At 34.8% G+C, this 21,513-nt stretch carries 18 protein-coding genes, 1 tRNA gene and 1 pseudogene; 11 read left to right on the top strand and 9 right to left on the bottom strand.

Features of this window, described 5'->3' with window-relative positions; genetic code table 11:
- Positions 1-10 precede the first annotated feature (10 nt).
- Positions 11-487 carry a hypothetical protein gene (locus EKM02_RS08785; RefSeq protein WP_126454279.1) on the top strand — a complete coding sequence of 159 codons (477 nt, stop codon included), beginning with the start codon at positions 11-13 and terminating at the stop codon, positions 485-487.
- A gap of 84 nt (positions 488-571) precedes the next feature.
- On the opposite strand, the gene EKM02_RS08780 is transcribed toward EKM02_RS08785, so the two are convergent.
- Positions 572-1,672 (bottom strand): glycosyltransferase family 2 protein, encoded by a 1,101-nt coding sequence (locus EKM02_RS08780; protein WP_126454277.1) that lies wholly within the window; start codon positions 1,670-1,672, stop codon positions 572-574.
- A gap of 7 nt (positions 1,673-1,679) precedes the next feature.
- On the bottom strand, positions 1,680-2,666 hold the full coding sequence (locus EKM02_RS08775; RefSeq protein WP_126454275.1) for a lysylphosphatidylglycerol synthase domain-containing protein: 987 nt from the start codon (positions 2,664-2,666) through the stop codon (positions 1,680-1,682).
- Positions 2,667-2,830: 164 nt separating this feature from the next.
- On the opposite strand from EKM02_RS08775, the gene ruvC reads away from it, so the two are divergent.
- The 5 genes from ruvC (at position 2,831) to EKM02_RS08750 (ending at position 6,653) form a co-directional block, all read left to right on the top strand.
- A complete protein-coding gene (gene ruvC, locus EKM02_RS08770) occupies positions 2,831-3,385 on the top strand; it encodes a crossover junction endodeoxyribonuclease RuvC (protein ID WP_126454273.1) in 555 nt (184 codons plus the stop codon).
- 66 nt (positions 3,386-3,451) lie between these two features.
- Positions 3,452-4,615, top strand: a complete 1,164-nt coding sequence (gene hemW, locus EKM02_RS08765) for a radical SAM family heme chaperone HemW (protein ID WP_126454271.1) — start codon at positions 3,452-3,454, stop codon at positions 4,613-4,615.
- 97 nt (positions 4,616-4,712) lie between these two features.
- Positions 4,713-5,489: a cyclase family protein gene (locus EKM02_RS08760; protein WP_126454269.1), complete on the top strand. Its 777-nt coding sequence runs from the start codon at positions 4,713-4,715 to the stop codon at positions 5,487-5,489.
- Positions 5,490-5,503: 14 nt separating this feature from the next.
- Complete coding sequence (locus EKM02_RS08755; RefSeq protein ID WP_126454267.1) at positions 5,504-5,875, top strand: MmcQ/YjbR family DNA-binding protein; 372 nt, start codon at positions 5,504-5,506, stop codon at positions 5,873-5,875.
- A 67-nt stretch (positions 5,876-5,942) separates the two neighbouring features.
- The gene (locus tag EKM02_RS08750; RefSeq protein WP_126454265.1) at positions 5,943-6,653 is read left to right on the top strand and encodes a PH domain-containing protein; all 711 of its coding nucleotides are present in this window, start codon (positions 5,943-5,945) and stop codon (positions 6,651-6,653) included.
- A gap of 83 nt (positions 6,654-6,736) precedes the next feature.
- Here the strand turns inward: EKM02_RS08750 and EKM02_RS08745 are convergent.
- The 3 genes and pseudogenes from EKM02_RS08745 to EKM02_RS08735 form a co-directional block, all read right to left on the bottom strand.
- Positions 6,737-7,577: pseudogene (locus tag EKM02_RS08745) on the bottom strand (DUF4407 domain-containing protein).
- 195 nt (positions 7,578-7,772) lie between these two features.
- A complete protein-coding gene (gene pckA, locus EKM02_RS08740) occupies positions 7,773-9,374 on the bottom strand; it encodes a phosphoenolpyruvate carboxykinase (ATP) (protein WP_126454263.1) in 1,602 nt (533 codons plus the stop codon).
- Between the two features lie 74 nt (positions 9,375-9,448).
- Positions 9,449-9,841 (bottom strand): DUF423 domain-containing protein, encoded by a 393-nt coding sequence (locus EKM02_RS08735; protein WP_126454261.1) that lies wholly within the window; start codon positions 9,839-9,841, stop codon positions 9,449-9,451.
- A gap of 226 nt (positions 9,842-10,067) precedes the next feature.
- On the opposite strand from EKM02_RS08735, the gene EKM02_RS08730 reads away from it, so the two are divergent.
- The 4 genes from EKM02_RS08730 (at position 10,068) to EKM02_RS08715 (ending at position 15,757) form a co-directional block, all read left to right on the top strand.
- The gene (locus tag EKM02_RS08730) at positions 10,068-11,438 is read left to right on the top strand and encodes a saccharopine dehydrogenase family protein (protein WP_126454259.1); all 1,371 of its coding nucleotides are present in this window, start codon (positions 10,068-10,070) and stop codon (positions 11,436-11,438) included.
- Between the two features lie 479 nt (positions 11,439-11,917).
- Complete coding sequence (locus EKM02_RS08725) at positions 11,918-12,640, top strand: Abi family protein (protein ID WP_126454257.1); 723 nt, start codon at positions 11,918-11,920, stop codon at positions 12,638-12,640.
- Between the two features lie 483 nt (positions 12,641-13,123).
- Entirely contained in the window at positions 13,124-14,770 is a 1,647-nt protein-coding gene (locus EKM02_RS08720; RefSeq protein WP_126454255.1) for a serine hydrolase domain-containing protein, read from the top strand.
- Positions 14,771-15,205: 435 nt separating this feature from the next.
- On the top strand, positions 15,206-15,757 hold the full coding sequence (locus EKM02_RS08715) for a zinc ribbon domain-containing protein (protein WP_126454253.1): 552 nt from the start codon (positions 15,206-15,208) through the stop codon (positions 15,755-15,757).
- A gap of 188 nt (positions 15,758-15,945) precedes the next feature.
- Here EKM02_RS08715 and EKM02_RS08710 read toward each other — a convergent pair whose 3' ends face one another.
- From EKM02_RS08710 to EKM02_RS08695, 4 genes are all read right to left on the bottom strand, one after another.
- Positions 15,946-17,409, bottom strand: coding sequence for an energy transducer TonB (locus EKM02_RS08710; protein ID WP_126454251.1), 1,464 nt, complete (start codon positions 17,407-17,409; stop codon positions 15,946-15,948).
- Positions 17,406-17,780: a BlaI/MecI/CopY family transcriptional regulator gene (locus tag EKM02_RS08705; RefSeq protein ID WP_126454249.1), complete on the bottom strand. Its 375-nt coding sequence runs from the start codon at positions 17,778-17,780 to the stop codon at positions 17,406-17,408. The genes EKM02_RS08710 and EKM02_RS08705 overlap by 4 nt, the downstream gene beginning before the upstream one ends.
- A gap of 1 nt (position 17,781) precedes the next feature.
- A complete protein-coding gene (locus tag EKM02_RS08700; protein ID WP_233579243.1) occupies positions 17,782-18,132 on the bottom strand; it encodes a hypothetical protein in 351 nt (116 codons plus the stop codon).
- A gap of 376 nt (positions 18,133-18,508) precedes the next feature.
- A complete protein-coding gene (locus EKM02_RS08695; protein WP_126454245.1) occupies positions 18,509-19,897 on the bottom strand; it encodes a dipeptidase in 1,389 nt (462 codons plus the stop codon).
- Positions 19,898-20,004: 107 nt separating this feature from the next.
- Between EKM02_RS08695 and EKM02_RS08690 the strand changes: the two genes are divergently transcribed.
- Positions 20,005-20,086 (top strand) — tRNA-Leu (locus EKM02_RS08690).
- Positions 20,087-21,513: the final 1,427 nt, after the last annotated feature.

Below are 21,513 nucleotides of genomic sequence, written 5' to 3'. Positions count from 1 at the left end.
ACACAAAACCTTGAAGCAGAATTACCTTTTTTTAGTATTTATATTTTTTAATTCCTGTCAATACTTAGACAAGCAAATTCCCTCGGAAAAAGAATTGTTGCAAAAGGAACTGAAATCCATCAACTGGAAAGAAGTCGATGAATACCCATCAGTAGTAGAATGTGAAAAAATAGAAGATAAAAAGCAACGCCAACAGTGTTTTTTTGATGTTTTAACCCAGCTGATTCAGGAGAAATTGAGTGTGGATACCCTTGCAATTCTTTATCCGGAACTGGATACGATCGAAGTTAAGGTCACGGTTTTTCCAAATGCAACGATGCAATTTGAGCCGCAGTTTCCCAAAGATTCCGTGGCTTATGACAAAATCAAAATTGACAGTATTCTTAAAGTTCGTTTAGTTGATTTTCCAAAAATTAACCCAGCTATCAAGCGCGGTATTCCCGTAAAAATACAATTTATTCTTCCGGTGATTCTCAAAGTAGAGTAGTTCTTAAAAGGATTTTCGAATGAAGAGTAGCTATTTTTGATTTCAGATTCCGTTAGTATTTACTTTTTGGCTCGGATCAGGATTCTAAAATCTTCTGCCTTTCCATTCGTATTTTCCAAACACAGAATACAAAGCCACGCCTGTACTAAAAAAAGGATAGAACAAACTGCTCAAAATCAAATAACGTATTTTGGTTTTGGTTAAAAAAGAGTTGGTTTCGTATATCAAAACAGCATCAACAAGAAATTTTAAAAGGAACAGTAAAACTATATTTAGAAACGGAATAACGCCCAACACCCAACACCCAGCGCCTATCACCAAACACAAATTCCCCGCAAATACTAACAGTCCCAATCCTTTCCCGAAAGTACTTTGATAGGAACTTGTTTTTGAGGCCCAGCGAACGCGCTGATGGAATAGTGATTTCCAATTATCCAGCGGTTTTGTGATGACAATATTACTTTTAGATTTTAGATAACACACTTTTTCAGGGGATTTGGCAATCGCTTTTTGCAACAGGAACACATCGTCGCCACTGGCAATGCTGTCATTTCCTTCGAAGCCATTCAACGCTTGGAAAAAGCATTTCGTGTACGCAAAGTTGGCGCCGTTGCACATAAATCCTTTGTTAATACCAAAACTCCCAATGGTTGCGCCTTGTAAACTCGCCAAATCCAATTGCTGAAAATGATGCAAAAATGAATTGCCACAATCATACGTTACTGCCCCGGCAATCATCGCCACATCATGGAGCTGAATGTAATTGTCCAAGGTCAATAACCAGTTTTTATCAACTACACAATCGGCATCGGTGGTGATAATCCAGTCTGCATTTACAATTTGCATCGCATTTACAATTGCATCTTTCTTGGGTGAGTTTGAAATCCGAATGTTCTTTATTATCCGAACACGAAACACTGAGCACGGAACACGGAACACTTCTTCCGATTCATCGTCAACCAAAATCACTTCGAACAATTCCATCGGATAATTCAGCTTCGACAAACTGTCTAATAGAATGGGTAAATTTTCAGCTTCATTCCGAAAAGGAACGATAATTGAGAATTTTGTTTTTGGCTGTAAGCCAATATAATCAATTGTACTCACTTTAATGAGACCATAAATCAAAAGTCCAATAAAAACGGCATAAATCAAAAGCACCAAAAATAAAATATTTGTAATCATAATTATTTTAATAAGTTTTATCTCCCTCACCTTTAGGGAGTCCCGAAGCTCCGGGAGGAGAGAGGATTTTAAAGTTCAACACATAATAAGTGCCAATTATTACGGGTAAAACCACATTCAAAAACCACATTAAAGTCGAAATGAAAATAACAATCCATTCATTTACACCTAAAATCCCAAAGAAATAAACCGCAACACTTCCTTTTACGGCAAAGTCTAAAAATTGAAAAGTAGGCAAGGAAGAAGCTAAGAAATAAACAGAGGAAATGGAGGCAATTAGGGTAAAATAAGGCAAATCAACATCAAAAGCCAGAAACAAAAAGTAGTATTGGTGCGAGAAAACAAGATAGCGACAAATACCCAAAAAGATATTTTTTTGATGAATGGGTTTTGGAATTTCATTAATCTTATGGATCAGTTTTTCGATCGAATACCCTTTGATAGTAATTTTTTTGGCCGAAAATAAAACAATGAAGAGAAGTATCAGAAATCCAAAAAGTAACGCTACTGTTTTTGTGGTAATCACATGGTACTGCGCATTAAAAAATAGCAATCCGAAAACTCCAAAAATAACGGTCAATATCATTTGGATTCCGTTGCAGATCAGATTTAAGAATATGACTTTTTTAGTGTTTAATTTATCAAAAAATAACGCTTTCCCGGCATATTCTCCAACTCCATTGGGTGTAAAAAGTCCCGCGGTTAATGCGCCAAGAACTTGTTTGGTTGCTGTTCCTACTGAGATTTCATGAATGAATTCAACTAAGTTTTGCCATTTCAAAATTTCAAAAAACCGATTCAAAACACTCAGTAGTAAAATAAAGGCGATTCCGCCAATAGACTGATTTTTCTGGAATAAAACGATGAATTTCTGCCAATCCAGTTTGTCATTATTAGCCAATTGATTGTAAATAAAATAAAACGCACCGCCCACAATCAAAAGTTTGATCAGAAGTACGAGGAATTGCTTAGTTTTGTGTGGAATTGTATTCATTAGTGCAAAGAAAAGGAAAAGTATTGTGATAAAGCTGTTTTGCGAAGATTCACAAAGAAATTACTAAGCGGTGCAAAGTTTTTTGTTTGGTCGATTGTAAAATTAATCTTTGTGTACCTCTGTGTTCCCTTTGAGTATCTTTGTGTAATAAAAAACTAAAACTTTTGGCAAACGAACGCATCATATTAGGAATTGACCCCGGAACCACGATTATGGGTTTCGGTTTGATAAAAATTGTCAATAAAAAAATGGAATTTTTGCAGCTGAACGAATTGCAATTATCCAAATACGATAATCATTATCAAAAATTGAAAATCATTTTTGAGCGTACGATTGAGTTGATTGATACCCACAATCCAGACGAAATTGCGATTGAAGCCCCTTTCTTTGGTAAAAACGTGCAATCGATGTTAAAGCTGGGACGTGCTCAAGGTGTGGCTATGGCAGCGGGACTTTCGAGAGACATTCCTATTACGGAGTACGAACCTAAGAAAATAAAAATGGCAATTACCGGTAACGGAAACGCCAGTAAAGAGCAAGTTGCCAAAATGCTACAGCAATTATTAGGAATGAAAGAATTGCCTAAAAATCTTGACAGTACAGATGGATTAGCAGCTGCGGTTTGTCATTTTTTCAATTCTGGGAAAGTAGTGGGAGAGAAAAGCTATACGGGTTGGGATGCTTTTGTAAAACAAAACGAAGAACGAATAAAAAAGTGATTAGTGTTCAGTGCTCAGTTTACAGAACTGACCACTGACCACTTTCTTAAAACTGACCACTACTAAATGAGCGGAATCTACATTCATATCCCTTTTTGCAAGCAGGCGTGTCATTACTGCGATTTTCATTTTTCGACTTCGATGAAGAAGAAAGACGATATGGTTTTGGCTATTGCCAAAGAAATTCAAATGCGTAAAAGCGAATTTAAAAACGAAATTGTCGAAACCATTTATTTTGGAGGAGGAACGCCAAGTGTTTTAACTTCAGCAGAAATTAATTTCCTGATTGCGGAAGTGTACAAATACTATTCTGTTTCAGATAATCCTGAAATCACACTAGAAGCCAATCCGGATGATTTGTCAAGCGAACGAATCATTGAATTGTCTAACAGTAAAATTAATCGGCTAAGTATTGGGATTCAGTCGTTCTTTGAAGACGATTTACAATTGATGAACCGAGCTCATAATTCGGGGGAAGCCAGAAAATGTTTAGAAGTTGCTACTCAGTATTTTGACAACATTTCTCTCGATCTAATATACGGAATTCCGGACTCGAGCCAAAATGGCGAACAGGCGCAGCAAATGAGCAATGAGAAATGGAAACAAAACATTGAAACAGCATTGAGTTTTGGGATTCCACATATCTCGAGTTACGCCTTGACAGTAGAGCCTAAAACAGCGTTGAATAAACTGATACAAACTGGAAAAATAGCCGCGCCTAAAGATGATGTCGCGCAAGAGCACTTTGCTATTTTAATCGAAATGCTCGAAGCCAATGATTTTATTCACTACGAATTGTCAAATTTTGGGAAGGAAAACTATTTTTCGAAGAATAATTCAGCGTATTGGTTGGGAAAAAAATACATTGGTATCGGTCCTTCGGCGCACAGTTATGATGGAGTTTCGAGAAGTTGGAATGTTTCGAATAATGCGCTGTATTTAAAATCCATTCAAGAGGATAAATTACCCAATGAAATCGAAATCCTTTCGGTTATGGACCGATACAACGAATATGTTATGACGGGTTTACGAACGATTTGGGGTGTTTCTTTGGATAGAATTGAAAGCGAATTCGGAAGTGGATATTTGGAATATTTGAACAATCAATCTCGAAAATTTCTTGATGATGATTTGCTTTTTATTGAAAATGGGATTTTAAAGCCAACCAAAAAAGGAAAGTTTTTGACGGATGGAATCGCATCGGATTTATTTTACTTAAATTTGGAGTAGTTTAAATCCGTCACAAAGAGGCGAAAAAACAAAGAAATTCATGAAATTTCAGGGAATCTTTTTGTCTTTCTACTTTAGTGGCATAAAATAAATAAGTGTGCTAGCAACAATTCAACAAAATAATAGAACTTTCAAGGTCGATTTGGCAAAGCCCATAGATATTTCAATAGCACTGACCAATACGGATGAGAATCCTATTGCGTGGTATGTTGGCAAGCCTGTGATTGAACCGGTACGATTTGAGGAATGGATAGGGAAGGTTTCAGTAGGAATGTCCTCTACGAACTTCAATACGATTTCGTTCAATCCTCACGCACATGGCACCCATACGGAATGTTTAGGACATATTACACGTGAATTTTACAGTGTTAATGAATCTTTGAAGGAGTTTTTCTTTGTTTCAGAATTGATTTCAATTGAATTTGAAGATCAAAAAGGGGATTTGGTAATTACTAAAGAAGCGGTAGCGCATGCTTTGCAAGGAAGGGCTCCAGAGGCACTTGTTATCCGAACACTACCTAACAGCAGTGATAAAAAATCCAGAAAATATTCTCATACAAATCCACCCTATCTTAGTGAAGCGGCCGCTTTGTTTATTCGCGAAAACGGAATTCAGCATTTATTGATTGATTTGCCTAGTGTGGATAAAGAAAAAGATCAAGGGAAACTCTTAGCGCACAAAGCCTTTTGGAATGTTACGGATGTGAGTATTTTGAATATTGAAGCTCGGTTGAATGCCACGATTACTGAAATGATTTTTGTTGCGGATGCTGTTCCTGATGGAAGTTATTTATTGAATTTACAAATTGCCTCTTTTGAAAATGATGCGAGTCCGAGTAAGCCGGTTTTATATGCTTTTTTAAATGGTGAATAAAACAATTTCTTAAGATGAACTTAGAAACCTATTACGAATATTGTCATTCAAAAAAAGGGGTTACAGAACATTTTCCTTTTGACGAAGATACATTGGTGTTTAAAGTGGGTGGAAAAATGTTTGCATTGTCTTCTTTAAGTCAGTGGGAGAAAGGACAGCCATCAGTTAATTTAAAATGTGATCCAGAACGCGCTCAGGAATTGCGCGCTGAATATGAGGACATTCAACCGGGTTTTCACATGAGTAAAACCCATTGGAATACAATTGCTGTAAATGAATCAGTTGCGGATGCATTACTCAAAGAGTTGGTGGATCATTCCTATGATTTGGTTTTCAAAAGTTTAACAAAGAAATTGCAGAGTGAAATTCAAGAATTAGAAGATTAGGTGTTACTTTTGCCAAGAAAAGTCGAATAAAATTATAAATGCGTAAGGAATAAATTCAGCATATCACATGAAAGAACAATTTAAAAAGTTTTTAAACGAAGAACAAGACCCAAAAGCCATTGAAAAAATCGCTTCAAAACTGAGTGATTTATTGATGAAAAATGAAGAAATCGGATATATTGCTGTTCAAAAAAAACCAGCGATTACTGTTTTGCCGGATAGTATTGTGATGACGAATAAAAGAATTATCATTTGTCAGCCTAAAAATCTGGGACTTTCAATGAATTTTATTGATTACACTTGGGATGAGGTTGAAGGAACTTTTGTAAAAGAAAATATTTTGGGTTCTGAGTTTTCATTTACAACCAAAACAAATATGGAAGTTTCTATTGATTATATTCCTAAAATCCAAGCGCGTAAAATTTTTACGTATGCCAAAGAACAATTGGATATATTGAAAACAGGAGCAGTATTAAATGCAACACTTGTAGATGCAATTCCGTTTTCACCAATGGCAGAAGATGAAATTATTGAAGAAATGGAAACGGAAGAAGTGACTAATTTTGCTGAACTAATGCCTGTTTCACCACCTAATTTCACTGCTGAAAACCAAGATTTTGAAGAGTCTACAGTAATATCAAAAGACAAATCTTTAAGCGATTTATCGCAAGACGAACTTTTTGAAAAATTGCAGAATTATAAAAAATTACTAGATAACGGATTGATTTTGCAAGGCGAATATGATGCTTTCAAAAAAGAAATTTTAAGTTTTATGTAATTAGCCTTAATGCGGAAATTCATAAAGTCAAAAGATATTTACTTCCTTTTGACTTTAGGACTTTAGGACTTTCGACTTTCGACTTAAAGTGTTCTTTTCTGCTTTTCTACAAAATTATTTGATTGTAATTCGAGCAAATCGGCAGCGTTTTTTCGTTGTAAATCATGCAACTGTTTGTCTTGAGCAATGTCTCCGTACACTTTATCGTGCATCATCGCACTAGTTTTTACCAATAAAGAACGTTGGTATTTGTCTTGCTCGATTGTTGCTTTCAACGCTTTTCTATATCTTCTAATTTATAGTCGTATTCCCCTTTTGGAGATAAAAGTTTAGCAATAATAGGAGAAGTTTTAATGGCTAAAAATAGTAACATTATAAAGAACGAAGGCAGCCACGATAATTTATCCAAGGCATTGATTCGTGCCATTAGACCGTCAAATCCATCAATAATAGGTTGGGTTTCGGTAACTTTTTTGTTTAATCCGATTTAAAATAATGTACCACTTCCTTTTTGTTATTCAATGCCATCGCATTTTTCTATTTCAATAAAACGGTGTTGATTTCTTTCTCGAAGATTTTAATTTCTAATGGTTTCGAAATGACGATCGCAATGATTACCGCTAAAATAATTCGGGGAGTTGCCTGCAGAAATTCACTTCCAAATTGATCTCTTTTTCGAATAGTGGAAACAATAAAACGATCCAAATTAAATAGGAGTAAACTCCAAACGGTACCAAATGCGATTGCGGGATACATACTGTCAAAGACGGTAAACATTGCATACGAACTGGCAAGAAAAGCCATGACCGCAGTAAAGAAAACAGTGGCGCCAATACCTACATATTTGGTTTGTTCGCCTTCGGAACTGCCTACGAGTAGGTCTTTGTCTGAGCCGGAACACAGAATGAAAAATTGTTTTAACATAATTGATTTTTGATTGCTTCACCAGATTGCTATTCCGGCGCGGATGACTGATGAATATAAATTTAACGACAAAAAACGGATTGTGGTATAAATACTTGATAGGTATTCATTTATGGCTTTTTGTTACGGTTTGTCCTAAATAAAATAGAGCCGCTCTTTACGAACGGCTCTATTGGTTTTTGAATTAATAATACCTTATGTTAATGGTGCTCCTGCCATAATTTCGGCATTGGCAAATTCTTCAAATTTGGTGAAGTTGGCTTTAAATTTTTGAGCTAATTCTATTGCCTTTTTATCGTAAAGTTCTGGGTCTTCCCATGTATTTCTGGGATTTAGAATTTCACTAGGAACATTTGGACAGGTTTGAGGTTTTGCAATTCCAAATACTTTATGATTTTCATAGGCCACATCATCCAATTCTCCATTTAATGCAGCGGTAATCATGGCGCGGGTGTATTTTAATTTCATTCGGTTTCCTATTCCGTAAGGGCCACCAGTCCATCCTGTATTGATAAGCCAGACTTTTACATTGGCATCTTTCATTTTTTTAGTTAACATTTCAGCGTATCTTGTTGGGTGTAATGGCATAAATGGCGCTCCAAAACACGTCGAGAAATTGGGTTGAGGTTCTGTGATTCCTGCTTCAGTTCCGGCAACTTTTGCTGTGTATCCGGAGATGAAATAGTAGGCTGCTTGTCCCGGAGTTAGTAGTGCAATAGGAGGCAGAATCCCGTAAGCATCCGCGGTCAAAAAGAATATATTTTTAGGATTTTCTCCAATGGAACCTTGCTGAATATTATCAATATGAAAAATAGGATAACTTACTCTAGTGTTTTGTGTAATGGAAATATCCTCAAAATCAACGTCATTCGTATCTTTATTGATAATTACATTTTCCAGAATTGCTCCTTTTTTTATAGCGCGAAAAATGTCAGGTTCATTTTCTTCAGAAAGGTTGATGACTTTTGCATAGCACCCTCCTTCAAAATTGAAAACGGTATTTTCATTCGTCCATCCATGTTCATCGTCGCCAATTAGTTTTCTGTTAGGATCAGCTGATAAAGTTGTTTTTCCGGTTCCTGATAATCCAAAGAAGATAGCTGTATCACCATCTTTACCAACGTTGGCACTGCAATGCATTGGTAAGGTGTTTTTGAAAACTGGCAAAATGAAATTCAAGGCAGAGAAAATTCCTTTTTTCATTTCACCTGTATATCCAGTTCCGCCTATTAAAACTACTTTTCTGGTAAAGTCCAGGATTGCGAAATTGCTTTGACGTGTTCCGTCTATAATTGGATCTGCCATAAAGCTAGGTACGCAAAGTAAAGTCCATTCGGGGTCGAAGTTTGCTAATTCCTCCGTTTCAGGTCTTAAAAACATGTTGTAGCAAAATAAGTTGGCCCAAGCGGTTTCTGTCACTACTCTGACATTTAATCTGTAATTTTGGTCTGAACACACATAAGAATCTCTCACAAAAATTTCTTTGCCGGATAAATAAGCGGTAACCTTGTTGTATAATTTTTCAAAAGCTTCTGGCGAGAAAGGAATGTTTACTTTTCCCCACCACACTTCGTTTTCAGTGACGCTGTCTTTTACGATAAAACGATCCTGCGGAGATCTGCCTGTGTATTCTCCAGTGTTGACCGCTAGTGATCCACTTGAAACTTCGATTCCTTGGCCAGATTTGATGGTGATGTCGTGTAATTCATCGGGAGATAACTGGTAATGAATTTTTGCATTTTCAATTCCTAATTCTTTTAACGAAATCGATTGCGTGAAAAGTGTGTTATTGTCCATAAATATTTTGTTGTGTAGTTTGTTTTTATAGACTGCAAAAGTAGATATTAAATTTCAGATAGAATTTGTTTCGTCTAAATTTGTGACTTTTTATTTAAAATATTTGTCAATAAAACGCCCCAGGCCAGTATTAATAGGAGTCCGCCAATAGGAGTTATAAATCCAATGATGCTAAAATCAAACGAAGTAAGGGTGTTTGTTGCCAATAGATAAATGGAGCCAGAAAATAGAATTACACCTGAAAGCACTAAATTATAGAGCGTTTTTTTTGTTTTTTGAGAGAGGTCTTTCAGGAGTCCAAGAAACAATAAAAACAGTGCATGGTACATTTGATAGCGTACGCCTGTTTCAAAAGTATTTAATTGCTCAATAGACAGTACTTTTTTTAGGGCATGTGCGCCAAAAGCACCAAGAATTATTGCAATCATTCCCAGAATAGTTCCCGTTGTAAGTATCTTTTTGTCCATGATAATTATGTTTGATGCAAAAGTATTTCATATCTCCTAATTTTAAAAGTATTTGGCACGATACTTTCAAATGAACTTAATTTAACGGTACACTAAGCAGACTAATTTTTTATTTTTAAAACGTAAAAGAAAGAACGAAAAGAATAAAAGCTTTCTCAGTAAATTATTTTGAGTTGTTTGTTATAAATACAACATTTTTGTATGTTTGTGTTATAAATAAATAAAAATGAGAACAATTTTAATCATCGGCGCGGGAAGATCAGCTTCATCTCTTATTCAATATCTTTTAGACAAATCCGAAAAAGAGAGGTTGCACCTTGTTATTGGTGATTTATCATTGGCTTTAGCTCAGCGTAAAACCAATGATCATAAAAACGCAACTGCAATATCTTTAGATATTTACGATAATGAGCAACGAAAAAAAGCAATTGAAAATGCTGATATTGTCATCTCGATGTTGCCGGCTCATTTGCACATCGAAGTGGCTAAAGATTGTATAATATATAAAAAGCATCTGGTTACCGCCTCTTATGTGAGCGATGCCATGCAGGAATTAGATGCTGCCGCCAAAGAAAACAATCTCATTTTCATGAATGAAATTGGGCTTGATCCTGGAATCGATCACATGAGTGCGATGAAAGTGATTGATGAAATTAAAGAAAAAGGCGGAGAAATGCTTCTTTTTGAATCTTTTTGTGGTGGACTCGTAGCGCCGGAATCCGACACGAATCTTTGGAATTATAAATTTACCTGGGCACCACGCAATGTGGTTCTAGCAGGTCAGGGCGGTGCTGCCAAATTTATTCAGGAAGGAACGTATAAATACATTCCGTATTGTAATTTGTTTCGCAGAACCGAGTTTTTACAAGTAGAAGGGTATGGTCGCTTTGAAGCGTACTCTAACAGGGATTCCTTGAAATACCGCAGTGTGTATGGCTTGGATAATGTACTTACTTTATACCGAGGAACGATCCGAAGAGTCGGTTTCTCTAAAGCTTGGAATATGTTTGTACAATTAGGAATGACAGACGATAGTTACGTAATGGAGGATTCTGAAAACATGAGTTACAGGGAATTTGTGAATTCTTTCTTGCCGTATCATCCCACGGATTCCGTGGAAATCAAGACTCGTTTGATTCTTAAGATTGATCAGGACGATATCATGTGGGACAAATTGTTGGAATTGGACTTGTTCAATCGCAACAAAATTGTAGGCTTGAAGAATGCCACACCGGCACAAATTCTGGAAAAGATCTTGACTGATAGTTGGACGCTTCAGCAAGATGATAAAGATATGATTGTCATGTATCACAAATTTGGATACGAATTAAATGGCAAAAAAGAACAAATAGATTCCAAAATGGTTTGCATTGGGGATGATCAAACCTATACAGCCATGGCAAAAACAGTAGGCTTGCCTGTTGCAATGGCAACCTTATTAATACTGAATGGTAAGATTACAACTCCCGGAGTTCAATTACCGATTCGTAAGGAAGTTTATGTGCCTATTTTGAAAGAATTAGAGGAATACGGTGTAGTTTTCAAGGAACAATCCATGCCGTATTTAGGATACAATCCTGATAAAGAGTTTAGTTAGTAGTTTGTTTTTAGATTTTTAGTTTGATAAATCCGCTTCTTTTGAAGCGGATTTGTTTTTTAAAATTCTTTATTTATGCTGAGCGTAGCCGAAGTATGGGCGTGACCCTGCAGTTGGCTTCGTCATTCCTCCTCGCCACTTTGGGTCGGGCTGTTCGCTGCAATCTTTATGTTTTTAAAGAAAAAACATAAAGGATTTTCGCTGCCATCCCTCACGCAACGCATTCCAATGATACGCCGTTTTTTTTTAATTAATTGTAAGAAAATTTTAATATATTTGAAAAACGCAAAGCGAAATAGACCTTCTTTAATCTAAAAAGATTTAGGAGTATATATGAAGGTTTTTCCACTTGTGTAGCAGTGGTGGTTAATATTAAAAAAGCTCCTCGGAAAAACCAAAGAGCTTTAAGTAAAATCTTTCACTTAATTACGTTTTCTTTAGGAGAAAAGAGGCTTGATTAAGCATTACGTTGTAAAGATATGGCATATATTTGTAAAATCAATCTTTTTAGGAAAAAATTAATGGAATATAATAAGCTTGAATACTATCTTTCTCAACCTAGATTAAACAGATTTTTATTAGCTTCAGGTAACTCAAAAACAAAAGCGCAAAAATTATACAGAGCAAACTTAAGAGTTGCACAATCTTTTTATCCAGTTTTAAACTTATTTGAAATATTCCTGAGAAATATTTTCAACAATCAAGTATCTGCACATTTCGCAAATCCAAACTGGATTATTACAGAGAAAAATGGTTTTATGAACGACCATTCATTACAAGCCTCTAGATTTTTTCTTAAAAATTCAATTTTAAATGCTGAAAGAACCATTAGGCGCAAAGGCGGGTTGGTAACAGCTGGAAAAGTTGTTGCTGAACAATCTTTCGGCTTTTGGACTAGTTTATTCGATACTCACCATTACCGGCTCATAGGTGGAATTGTTATACATTCATTTAGTAATAAACCAGCCGGAATTAATAGAAGTGCAATAAGTCAGAAACTAAACAGAATAAGAGAATTTAGAAATAGAGTTTATCATAACGAACCTGTTTGCTTTTATGGAAATGCAATTGATTTTTCATATGCAGAAAATATCAAAAATGAAATATATGAAATGCTGAATTGGATTGATGCAGATTTGACAGACTATGTTGAGTATTTTGACGCAATTGACAATAAAATAAGTATTGCGAAACAGATATAAATTAATACTTGGCACAATAGCTAGACTTTCGCCTCGTAGGCAATACGAACAATCAAACCTGGCTTTAATATGCAGAAAAACTGATTTTATGTTGGTCAACACTATGGAGTTTTCGTAAAAAGGTTAGCTAGAATAAGAAGAGGATTTGGGCCCTCTTTTTTTGGAGAAATATTTTTGGGCGTGACCCTGCAAATTGCTTCGTCATTCCTCCTCGCCACTTTGGGTCGGGCTGTTCGCTGCAATCTTTATGTTTTTAAAGAAAAAACATAAAGGATTTTCGCTGCCATCCCTCACGCAACGCATTCCAATGAAGTGTTTTTTCAATAAATTGTAAGAAAATTTAAATATATTTGAAAAACGCAAAGCGAAATAGGTCTTAGCTAATCTGCTTAGATGAGGGCGTGTATGCGAAGGTTTGTTTGGTTAATGTGTTGACTGTCATGGTCGATCAAAAAAAAGTACAAAAAAAATAATCATAAATCAATGAAATCAAAATTCACTTTTTTTGCAGTAAGTTTACTGACATACTTGAATGTGTCTGGACAAAAAACCGAATTTGTAAAAAGCGATAGCATAATTTATCCAATTCACAAATCAAACATTGGTAAAATTACTTTTATGGGACAAGCAATTGCAATTGAAAACTTTAAAGAAACCGATTTTCTAAAATTATTTGAATTAAAAGAGAAAACCGATTTAAATATCAGAGTTTTTTTAGACAAATCATTGACAAATTATCTTCATTTTCTATCACCTCAATCAACTGTTGACGAACTGACTAAAAATGGGAATTATCAATTTACATTTATTGTTGACGGCAAAAAAATATATGTTGAAAATTTAAATATTGGAGCAGGAAGTGCAGAAAACAAAAATCAGAAAACAATTTTCAGAGTTCCATTGATAAGTTCAACCGACGAAGATTCTTGGGGTAAATTTCTTTGGAATAGATTTTTTGGCAATGGTGGACAAGAAGCACTTTCTGAAGGAGAACATCTGGTTAAAATTGAAATAAGACCGTATTTAAAACTGACTAAAGTTTTGACGGGTAACATAATTGCAGTAGGACAAATAAAAATTAACGTTCCAGAAATAAAAATTAGCGAAAAACTTGTTAAAGTTCAATCAATAAAACCAATCAAAGATTGGCAGATTTCTAAAGATAAAATTGATATTGCTAAAATTGAAGACCTAAACCGAAAAATAGCTAAGCAAACCTTTAAAAATATAACGAGCATTATTGTTGTGAAAGACAGAAAAATCTTATTAGAAGAATATTTTAACGGAGCAAGTAGAAAGACACTTCATGACACTCGTTCTGTGGGGAAATCATTTGCATCAACTCTTTTGGGTATCGCAATCAAAGACAAATATATAAAAAGTGAAACACAAACCTTAAAAGAATTTTACGATCTAAAATCTTTTCAAAACTATTCTACATCAAAAGACAGCATTACTTTAAAAAGTTTGCTGACAATGAGTTCGACTTTTGAAGGTTCAGATATCTATTCTGAATCGCCCGGAAACGAAGAAAATATGTATCCTACTAAAAATTGGGTTAACTTTACATTAAATCTTTCTATTGACAAAACAAAAGTAGCATACAAGCAGTGGGATTACTTTACAGCGGGAGTTGTAGTTCTTGGCGACATAATAGATAAATCTGTACCAAATGGTTTAGAGAAATATGCGGACAAGAATTTATTTCGTCCTTTGAACATTAAAAAATATAAATGGCAATTTACACCTCAAAAAGTAGCAAATACAGCAGGTAGTTTACAATTGAGTTCATTGGACTTTGCGAAGTTTGGTCAATTATACAAAAATCAAGGAACTTGGAATGGCAAACAAATCTTATCTCAAGAATGGATTGTAAAAAGTTTGTCGCACCAAGTGGCAATATCAGAAGATGAATTTTATGGTTACTTATTTTGGAATAAAACGTACAAAGTAAATGGCTTAGATTATGAAGTTTATTATTCTAGCGGAAATGGTGGAAATAGAATTTTTATATTTAAAGACCAACCAATTGTAATTATAATAACTTCGACAGCATATAATACGCCGTACGGAGAAAAACAGGTTGAAAAGATTATGCAGGAATATTTAATACCAGCAATAAAGAAATAACAAAAAAAAACGGCAGTTGACCGTCGTTTGGCAATAATAAGGGTATAGGCTTATTTTAAAGTCTAGTCTTCCTTAATCTGCCACATCTCAAAGCGCCGGCACGTTAGTTTAATAAATCCGTTTATTTTTTATAGACTTCATTTGTTGAATACGTATTTTTGGGAGTGACCCTGCAAATTGCTTCGTCGTTGCTCCTGGCAACTTCAGGTCGGGCTGTTCTCTGCCATCCCTCACGCAACGCATTCCAATGAAGTGTTTTTTCAATAAATTGTAAGAAAATTTAAATATATTTGAAAAACGCAAAGCGAAATAGGTCTTCTTTAATCTAAAAATATTTAGGTGTGTGTACGATAGCTTGTTTTGATTACATACAAGTTGGCAGGTAGACTCCGAAAAGTAACGTAGGAATAGAAACATATATAAAAACAGAAATTTATGAAAACCATTTGTTCAAATTGTGAAGCTGAAAACGAAATAAATTCAAAATATTGTTCTGTTTGTGGTTATAAATTACCGATTTTAGAAAACCAAAACATGAAAACCAAAATTGAACATTTGAAAGTAATGAAGCCGAAAAAGAAACTTGATTTAAAAACTTTAATAGGAGTTGTTGTTGGAGTTGTCGTAGGGCTTTTTGTAACTCAATCGTTATTTCAACCATCAATTGATAAACAGCTCGCTGAAATGGCAAGTGTAATGAATAAAACTTGTCCAATGAATATTGACGAATATACAACTTTAAAAAATGTTGTTGCCCTACCTAACAAAACTGTTCAGTATAATTATATCTTAGTTGGAATTATAAAAGCTGAAGTGCAACTTGATACTGTGAAAAAATATGTTTTTCCAGGAGTTTTGCAAAACGTAAAAACTAATCCTCAAATGAAATTTTTCAGGGATAATAATGTAACATTAAATTATTATTACTCCGATAAAAATGGAGAATTTGTGACTCAATACGCTGTAAAACCCGAAATGTACGAATAGAAATAAGCCCACCTGCCAAACCTTGTTACTAGTGATTTGGGCAATTGGCTTACTTTGAAAATGGTTTTGTATTTGGGATGTTTTGCAAATTCGAAAATAGCTCTTAATTTAATTCCAAACTACTTGTAGAAAAGGAACCTTAGTCTAATAAATCCGCTTCTTTTGAAGCGGATTTTGTTTTTTTATAATTACGCCTTTCCAGATTGAATAGTTATAGGTAAGCTATACATTACTCTCACAGGGACGCCGTTCATTTTCCCGGGAATCCATTTCGGGCATATTTTCAAAACACGTATGGCTTCTTCACCGGTTCCAAAACCAATATCTCGTATGTTTTTTATGTCGCTTAAACTGCCGTCTTTTTCTACTATAAAGGTGATGTATATTTTTCCTTTTAAGTTAGGTTGTTCTGGAGTTTTAAAATTATTGCCGACAAATTTGTAAAATTCTGATATTCCTCCGGGAAAATCTGGTTTTTCGGTTATTCCAGCAGTATTGTAGACTTCATTTTCCCCTTTTTGGACAAACTGATTTTCAGAATTGAATGTGTCTATTTCAATTACTTCAGGCGCTCCTTTGCTTAAAGTCGCCAGAAGTTCCTCGTTTGTAGGTAATTTTTTTTGTTTTGATAGGATAGAAGGTATGGCTCTCTTTTCTAAAGGAGTTAGTTCATTGTGTTTTTTTTCGCTGGTAATCTTCCCTTTTTCATCTTTGATTTTAAAAGTGGTTTTGTCGTAATACGTTTTAAATAAATTTCCAGGTTTTACAGGAGTAGTTTCTTTTTTAACATTGGTTTCCTGCGCAACGACTTTCGTACACAATAAAAACAATAAGGCAGTTACTACAGGAATTAGCATTGCTTTTTTTAATAAAGCTTCTGTTTTTGATGTGGTTTTTGTCATCATAAGTAATCGTTTTTTAGTTATTAAATAATTCAAATTACTGGCCAAGTAAAAAGTTTGGTTCTCGTTTGCTTTCGATAGTAATAAAGATTGGTAGTAGGGAACATTGTTATAGGAGATCACTACTTTCTCATCGGCAAGAAATTCGTGATTGAGTTGAATGGCTTTTTTGTAAAAAATAAAAATAGGGTTGAACCAAAAAACGGTTTTCAATAGTTCGATGAATAAAATATCCAAAGTGTGTTTTTGAGTTACATGCGTGAGCTCGTGTGTGTACAATTCGGCTTCAATTTCACGGTTGTTGTACTCCGTTTTATTGATGAAAATAGTATTCAGGAACGTGTGCGGAAGTGTTTTTTCGGGAACCAAAACCAGTTTTGCGTTTTTATAGGCAATTGCTGTATTCGACTTCATTTTAGATGAAATCTTGATGATATTACTGATAAAACGTATCGCCAAAACGAGTGTTACTACCGCATACAAACTCCATAATCCTATTGCCAAATAGTTAGTTTCTTCAAGTATTACAGCGGTTCCTTGCAGTATTTGGATGTTTCCTGGATTGACTGCAGGCTGTGCTATTTCCTGAATAACTTCAATAGTAATAAAGGGAATCACCATTGAGAAAACAAGGCTGAACAACAGGTAAAACCTATTGAAAACGTGTGTTTTTTCTTTTTCCAAAAACAAATAATACACTGCCAGTAGCACAAATAAAGTGATTGTCGATTTGATTAGAAAGTCGCTCATTTTTTCTTTTTTTGAATTTCACTGTCGATTATTTTCTTGAGTTCTTCCAGTTCCGTTTGAGACAAATTCGTTTCGGTGGTAAAGAAAGAAGCAAATTGCGATGCCGAATTATTGAAAAAACTACTTATCAATCCGTTGACGTGTTTGGAGAAATAATCCGTTTTTTTGACCAATGGATAATATTCCCGGGAGTTCCCAAATTCAGTATACGCTACAAATTGCTTGTCGATCATTCTTTTCAATAAAGTAGCCACGGTTGTGGTTGCCGGTTTTGGTTTTGGATAGGCTTCCAGCAAGTCTTTCATAAAGGCTTTCTCGAGTTTCCAAAGGTGTTCCATAAGTTGTTCTTCGGCGTTTGTTAGTTGTTGCATGTTATTTAATTTCTATTTCGGAAACTGATTCTCCGTTTTTGTATTTCTTTATCGTTATTAGTTTTCCATGTTCATTAAAGAACTTCCAGTCACCAAAATAAAACCAATGTGCGTACTTATCGCTCGTTTCCATTTTTGTTTTTCCTTTGGACTGTATTTTTCCATTTTCATGATAAAAAGTAGTGTTGCAGATGTTGTCTTTGTATTTTTCTCTTTTTATGATTCTACCATTTAAAAAATAACTCCATTTTTTTACGGGATCACCTTTTCTGTATTTTCCAATTGATTTATAATGGGAACTATCCTGTGAGTATTGTTCAATCCAAAGTCCTTCTCTAAGTTTATTTTTCATTTGATTGGTTTTGCAACTAAAGAGGAAAAATAACAAGCCGATTACAATAACAGTTTGTCGCATAAAATGATTTTGTTCTACGAAAATAGAGTTAGCTCTACAAATGTAGAATATAAATTGAAATAAACAAATTTTTATGAAAAATATTTTGGTAGTCAGCGGTTTGCGTTAAGGATGGGAGTGGAAATCCTTTTTATTTTTTTGTTTCAAAAAATAAAAAGATTGAGAACGGACAGCCTGACCACGCTGGAACGATAGTGGAAGCGTGGGAACGCCCAAAAAAAATCCGCCCTGTTTAGAGCGGATGTAGGTTCTCGATACTTTTTTGTTCCGTTTCTCTTTACAAAAAAACTCGAACGGACGGTATCGCTAACTATTATTTAGAAAGTTCTACAAAATATTTGTAAAACAACGGAATGGTTTCAATTCCTTTTAGGTAATTGAAGATCCCGAAGTGTTCGTTTGGCGAGTGAATGGCATCACTGTCCAGACCAAATCCCATTAGAATAGTCTTGCTTTTTAGTTCTTTTTCGAATAAGGCTACAATAGGAATGCTTCCTCCAGAGCGTACTGGAATGGCTGGCACATCAAAGGTTTCGGTATACGCCATGTTTGCGGCTTTGTACCCAATGCTGTCTATTGGGGTTACGTAGCCTTGCCCGCCATGATGTGGTTTAACCACTACGGTAACGCCTGCAGGGGCAATGCTGGTAAAATGTTTGGTAAATAATTCAGTAATATGCTCCCAGTCTTGATTGGGAACCAAACGCATTGAGATTTTGGCGAACGCTTTGCTCGCAATAACGGTTTTGGCACCTTCACCGGTGTAGCCACCCCAAATTCCGTTGACGTCTAGGGTAGGACGTATGGAGTTTCTTTCGTTAGTCACATAGCCTTTTTCGCCGTAAATGTCATTTAAGTCTAATGCTTTTTTGTAATTGTCTAAGTTGAAAGGCGCTTTGGCCATTTCGGCTCTTTCTTCCAAGGATAATTCTGCTACATTATCATAAAAACCAGGAATGGTAATGTGGTTGTCTTCATCATGAAGCGAAGCAATCATTTTGGCTAAAATATTGATTGGGTTGGCAACCGCTCCACCGTATAATCCAGAATGTAAATCTCGATTAGGCCCCGTTACTTCGACTTCTACATAACTCAATCCACGTAATCCCGTTGTAATTGACGGTTGTTGATTAGAAATCATTCCGGTGTCCGAAATTAAAATCACGTCATTTTTTAGTTTTTTCTGATTGCGTTCTACGAACCAACTCAAGCTTTTGGAGCCAATTTCCTCTTCACCTTCAATCATAAACTTCACATTACACGGCAAAGTATTCGATTGAACCATATATTCCAATGCTTTTACGTGCATGTACATTTGGCCTTTGTCATCACAGGATCCACGGGCAAAAATAGCGCCGTCGGGATGAGTTTCGGTTTTCTTAATTACGGGTTCAAATGGCGGCGAAGTCCATAATTCAATAGGATCTGCGGGTTGTACGTCATAATGGCCATACACTAAAATGGTTGGTAAACTTGGGTCGATTATTTTTTCGCCATACACGATTGGGTTGCCTGGGGTATCACAGATTTCAACGAAATCGCAGCCTGCTTTTTCCAAACTTGCTTTTACGGCAGCAGCAGTATTGATGATATCTAGTGAGAAAGCAGGATTTGCGCTCACGGAGGGCATTTTTAATAATTCGATTAACTCGTTGATAAAGCGGTCTTTGTGTTCTTGAATGTATGCTTTAATATTTTCCATTATTTAATTATTTTATAATCTCAAAAGTACAAAAAACTGAGTAAATAATTTTTTAAGAAATTCCTTTGAACTTAAGAAGTAATGCTTATATTTGCACTCAGAATTTCGCGGATATGGTGAAATTGGTAGACATGCCAGACTTAGGATCTGGTGCCGCAAGGCGTGTAGGTTCGAGTCCTATTATCCGCACTTTTAAAACCCAAAGTACTAATCATTAGTGTTTTGGGTTTTTTGTTTTTTAAACTTGACCTAATAACAACTCCGTTTCGTGTTGTGAAACTAAAATGAATCTATTTTATGTAATATAATTAGATTGATACAATAAGTTAAAAACTGTTAAACAGTATTTTTATAACATTATTTTGTCTGTTTCTATAGTCTTAACTTGAAATAATAAAAGTTTAGCAGTTTGGTTTTTTGTCCTTAAATAAATGTCTTTGTTTCGTTTTCTGTGTAAATCACTTTATTATGGTGGTTTCCGTTCTTAAATAAAAGATGGGGAGTACCTCAAAAAAAATATTTTACCTCGGTAACTTTTCTTTTTGGTGGTTCTTGTGGGGGTATGAATTTAATTTTTTTCAAGAAATTGTATTTTTTGAAATCACTACAATATCAAAATAAGTTTTCTAACTTTGTGAATCAATCACATACAATGACAGAAAATTTTACTTTGCAATCCTTACCGCCTAAAGACTTTACAGAATCGATTGCTATAGTTAAATATGGTAAAAAACCATTGAAAATTTACCGCATAAAAACAACGTGTTAGAAAAATGCTAAAAACTTACCACGTTATGTAAACGTGTTAGAAAAATTGAAAAAATTTAACACGTTAGAAAGTCGTGTTAGGAAAACGACTAAAATGTAACATTACTTTTGAATTTTACACAAATAATTTTATGAAAGACTTTTGGAAAAATCCCAATATAAAAAATTATTTAGTTTAAGATATTTTTGATATGGATGATCATATTAACCGATTTGATTATATCTGCTCTCTACACTAGGGTAAACATCATGCTAACATTTGAAATAATTTCTGCATAAGTCAGATGGTATTTAAAATTTAGCTACTTGAATCCACCGTAATACTTATTAACTAAAAAACCTGTAAGCATAAAAATAATAATCGAGCCAAAAACAAAAACAAATATATTTCCTAATACTCTCTGCTTTTCACTTTCATTTATAAACCTTTTTTCAATCTTAAGATATAAACCATCTTTTCTAAAATACCAATAATTGAAATAATAAATTAAAAACGCATAAGACAAACCAATGGCCATAAATAAGTTCCCTGACGAGCATCAAAATGACGGCGTTCTATTGCTAGTCCATTTTAGCTTGAGCAAGTTCTTTTTTTATTACACTTTTTATAGCTAGGCGCGTTGCAAACGCTTCGACTTGTTTTTACAAGGTAATTAGGCACTCGTTTCAAACGAGAGCCAGTTAGAGCGGGGATCTAGTATTGCTTGCTCAACTTTGTGGGCACAGAAAGCAATTCTACGCTATCCGTTGATTAGAAAATTTAGTTCACATCCGCCTTTACTTTGTATTAGATAAAAAACACTAAATTTATTCAAAGGAAAACAGAGGTGAACTATCAATTCCGCTAA

It is taken from the genome of Flavobacterium sp. RSP49 (assembly GCF_003968735.1).
GTDB lineage: Bacteria > Bacteroidota > Bacteroidia > Flavobacteriales > Flavobacteriaceae > Flavobacterium.
Note: the sequence above shows the minus strand (reverse complement) of the source record. Positions and strands in the feature narration are given on the sequence as shown.

What these genes read in the sequence shown, in the direction of transcription:
- EKM02_RS08705 (WP_126454249.1), bottom strand. Translation starts at nt 17,780, where the DNA reads ATGCAACAACTAACAAACGCCGAAGAACAACTTATGGAACACCTTTGG.
- EKM02_RS08700 (WP_233579243.1), bottom strand. Translation starts at nt 18,132, where the DNA reads ATGAAAAATAAACTTAGAGAAGGACTTTGGATTGAACAATACTCACAG.
- EKM02_RS08755 (WP_126454267.1), top strand. Translation starts at nt 5,504, where the DNA reads ATGAACTTAGAAACCTATTACGAATATTGTCATTCAAAAAAAGGGGTT.
- EKM02_RS08735 (WP_126454261.1), bottom strand. Translation starts at nt 9,841, where the DNA reads ATGGACAAAAAGATACTTACAACGGGAACTATTCTGGGAATGATTGCA.
- EKM02_RS08720 (WP_126454255.1), top strand. Translation starts at nt 13,124, where the DNA reads ATGAAATCAAAATTCACTTTTTTTGCAGTAAGTTTACTGACATACTTG.
- EKM02_RS08725 (WP_126454257.1), top strand. Translation starts at nt 11,918, where the DNA reads ATGGCATATATTTGTAAAATCAATCTTTTTAGGAAAAAATTAATGGAA.
- EKM02_RS08775 (WP_126454275.1), bottom strand. Translation starts at nt 2,666, where the DNA reads ATGAATACAATTCCACACAAAACTAAGCAATTCCTCGTACTTCTGATC.
- EKM02_RS08695 (WP_126454245.1), bottom strand. Translation starts at nt 19,897, where the DNA reads ATGGAAAATATTAAAGCATACATTCAAGAACACAAAGACCGCTTTATC.
- EKM02_RS08730 (WP_126454259.1), top strand. Translation starts at nt 10,068, where the DNA reads ATGAGAACAATTTTAATCATCGGCGCGGGAAGATCAGCTTCATCTCTT.
- pckA (WP_126454263.1), bottom strand. Translation starts at nt 9,374, where the DNA reads ATGGACAATAACACACTTTTCACGCAATCGATTTCGTTAAAAGAATTA.
- hemW (WP_126454271.1), top strand. Translation starts at nt 3,452, where the DNA reads ATGAGCGGAATCTACATTCATATCCCTTTTTGCAAGCAGGCGTGTCAT.
- EKM02_RS08780 (WP_126454277.1), bottom strand. Translation starts at nt 1,672, where the DNA reads ATGATTACAAATATTTTATTTTTGGTGCTTTTGATTTATGCCGTTTTT.
- EKM02_RS08715 (WP_126454253.1), top strand. Translation starts at nt 15,206, where the DNA reads ATGAAAACCATTTGTTCAAATTGTGAAGCTGAAAACGAAATAAATTCA.
- EKM02_RS08750 (WP_126454265.1), top strand. Translation starts at nt 5,943, where the DNA reads ATGAAAGAACAATTTAAAAAGTTTTTAAACGAAGAACAAGACCCAAAA.
- EKM02_RS08710 (WP_126454251.1), bottom strand. Translation starts at nt 17,409, where the DNA reads ATGAGCGACTTTCTAATCAAATCGACAATCACTTTATTTGTGCTACTG.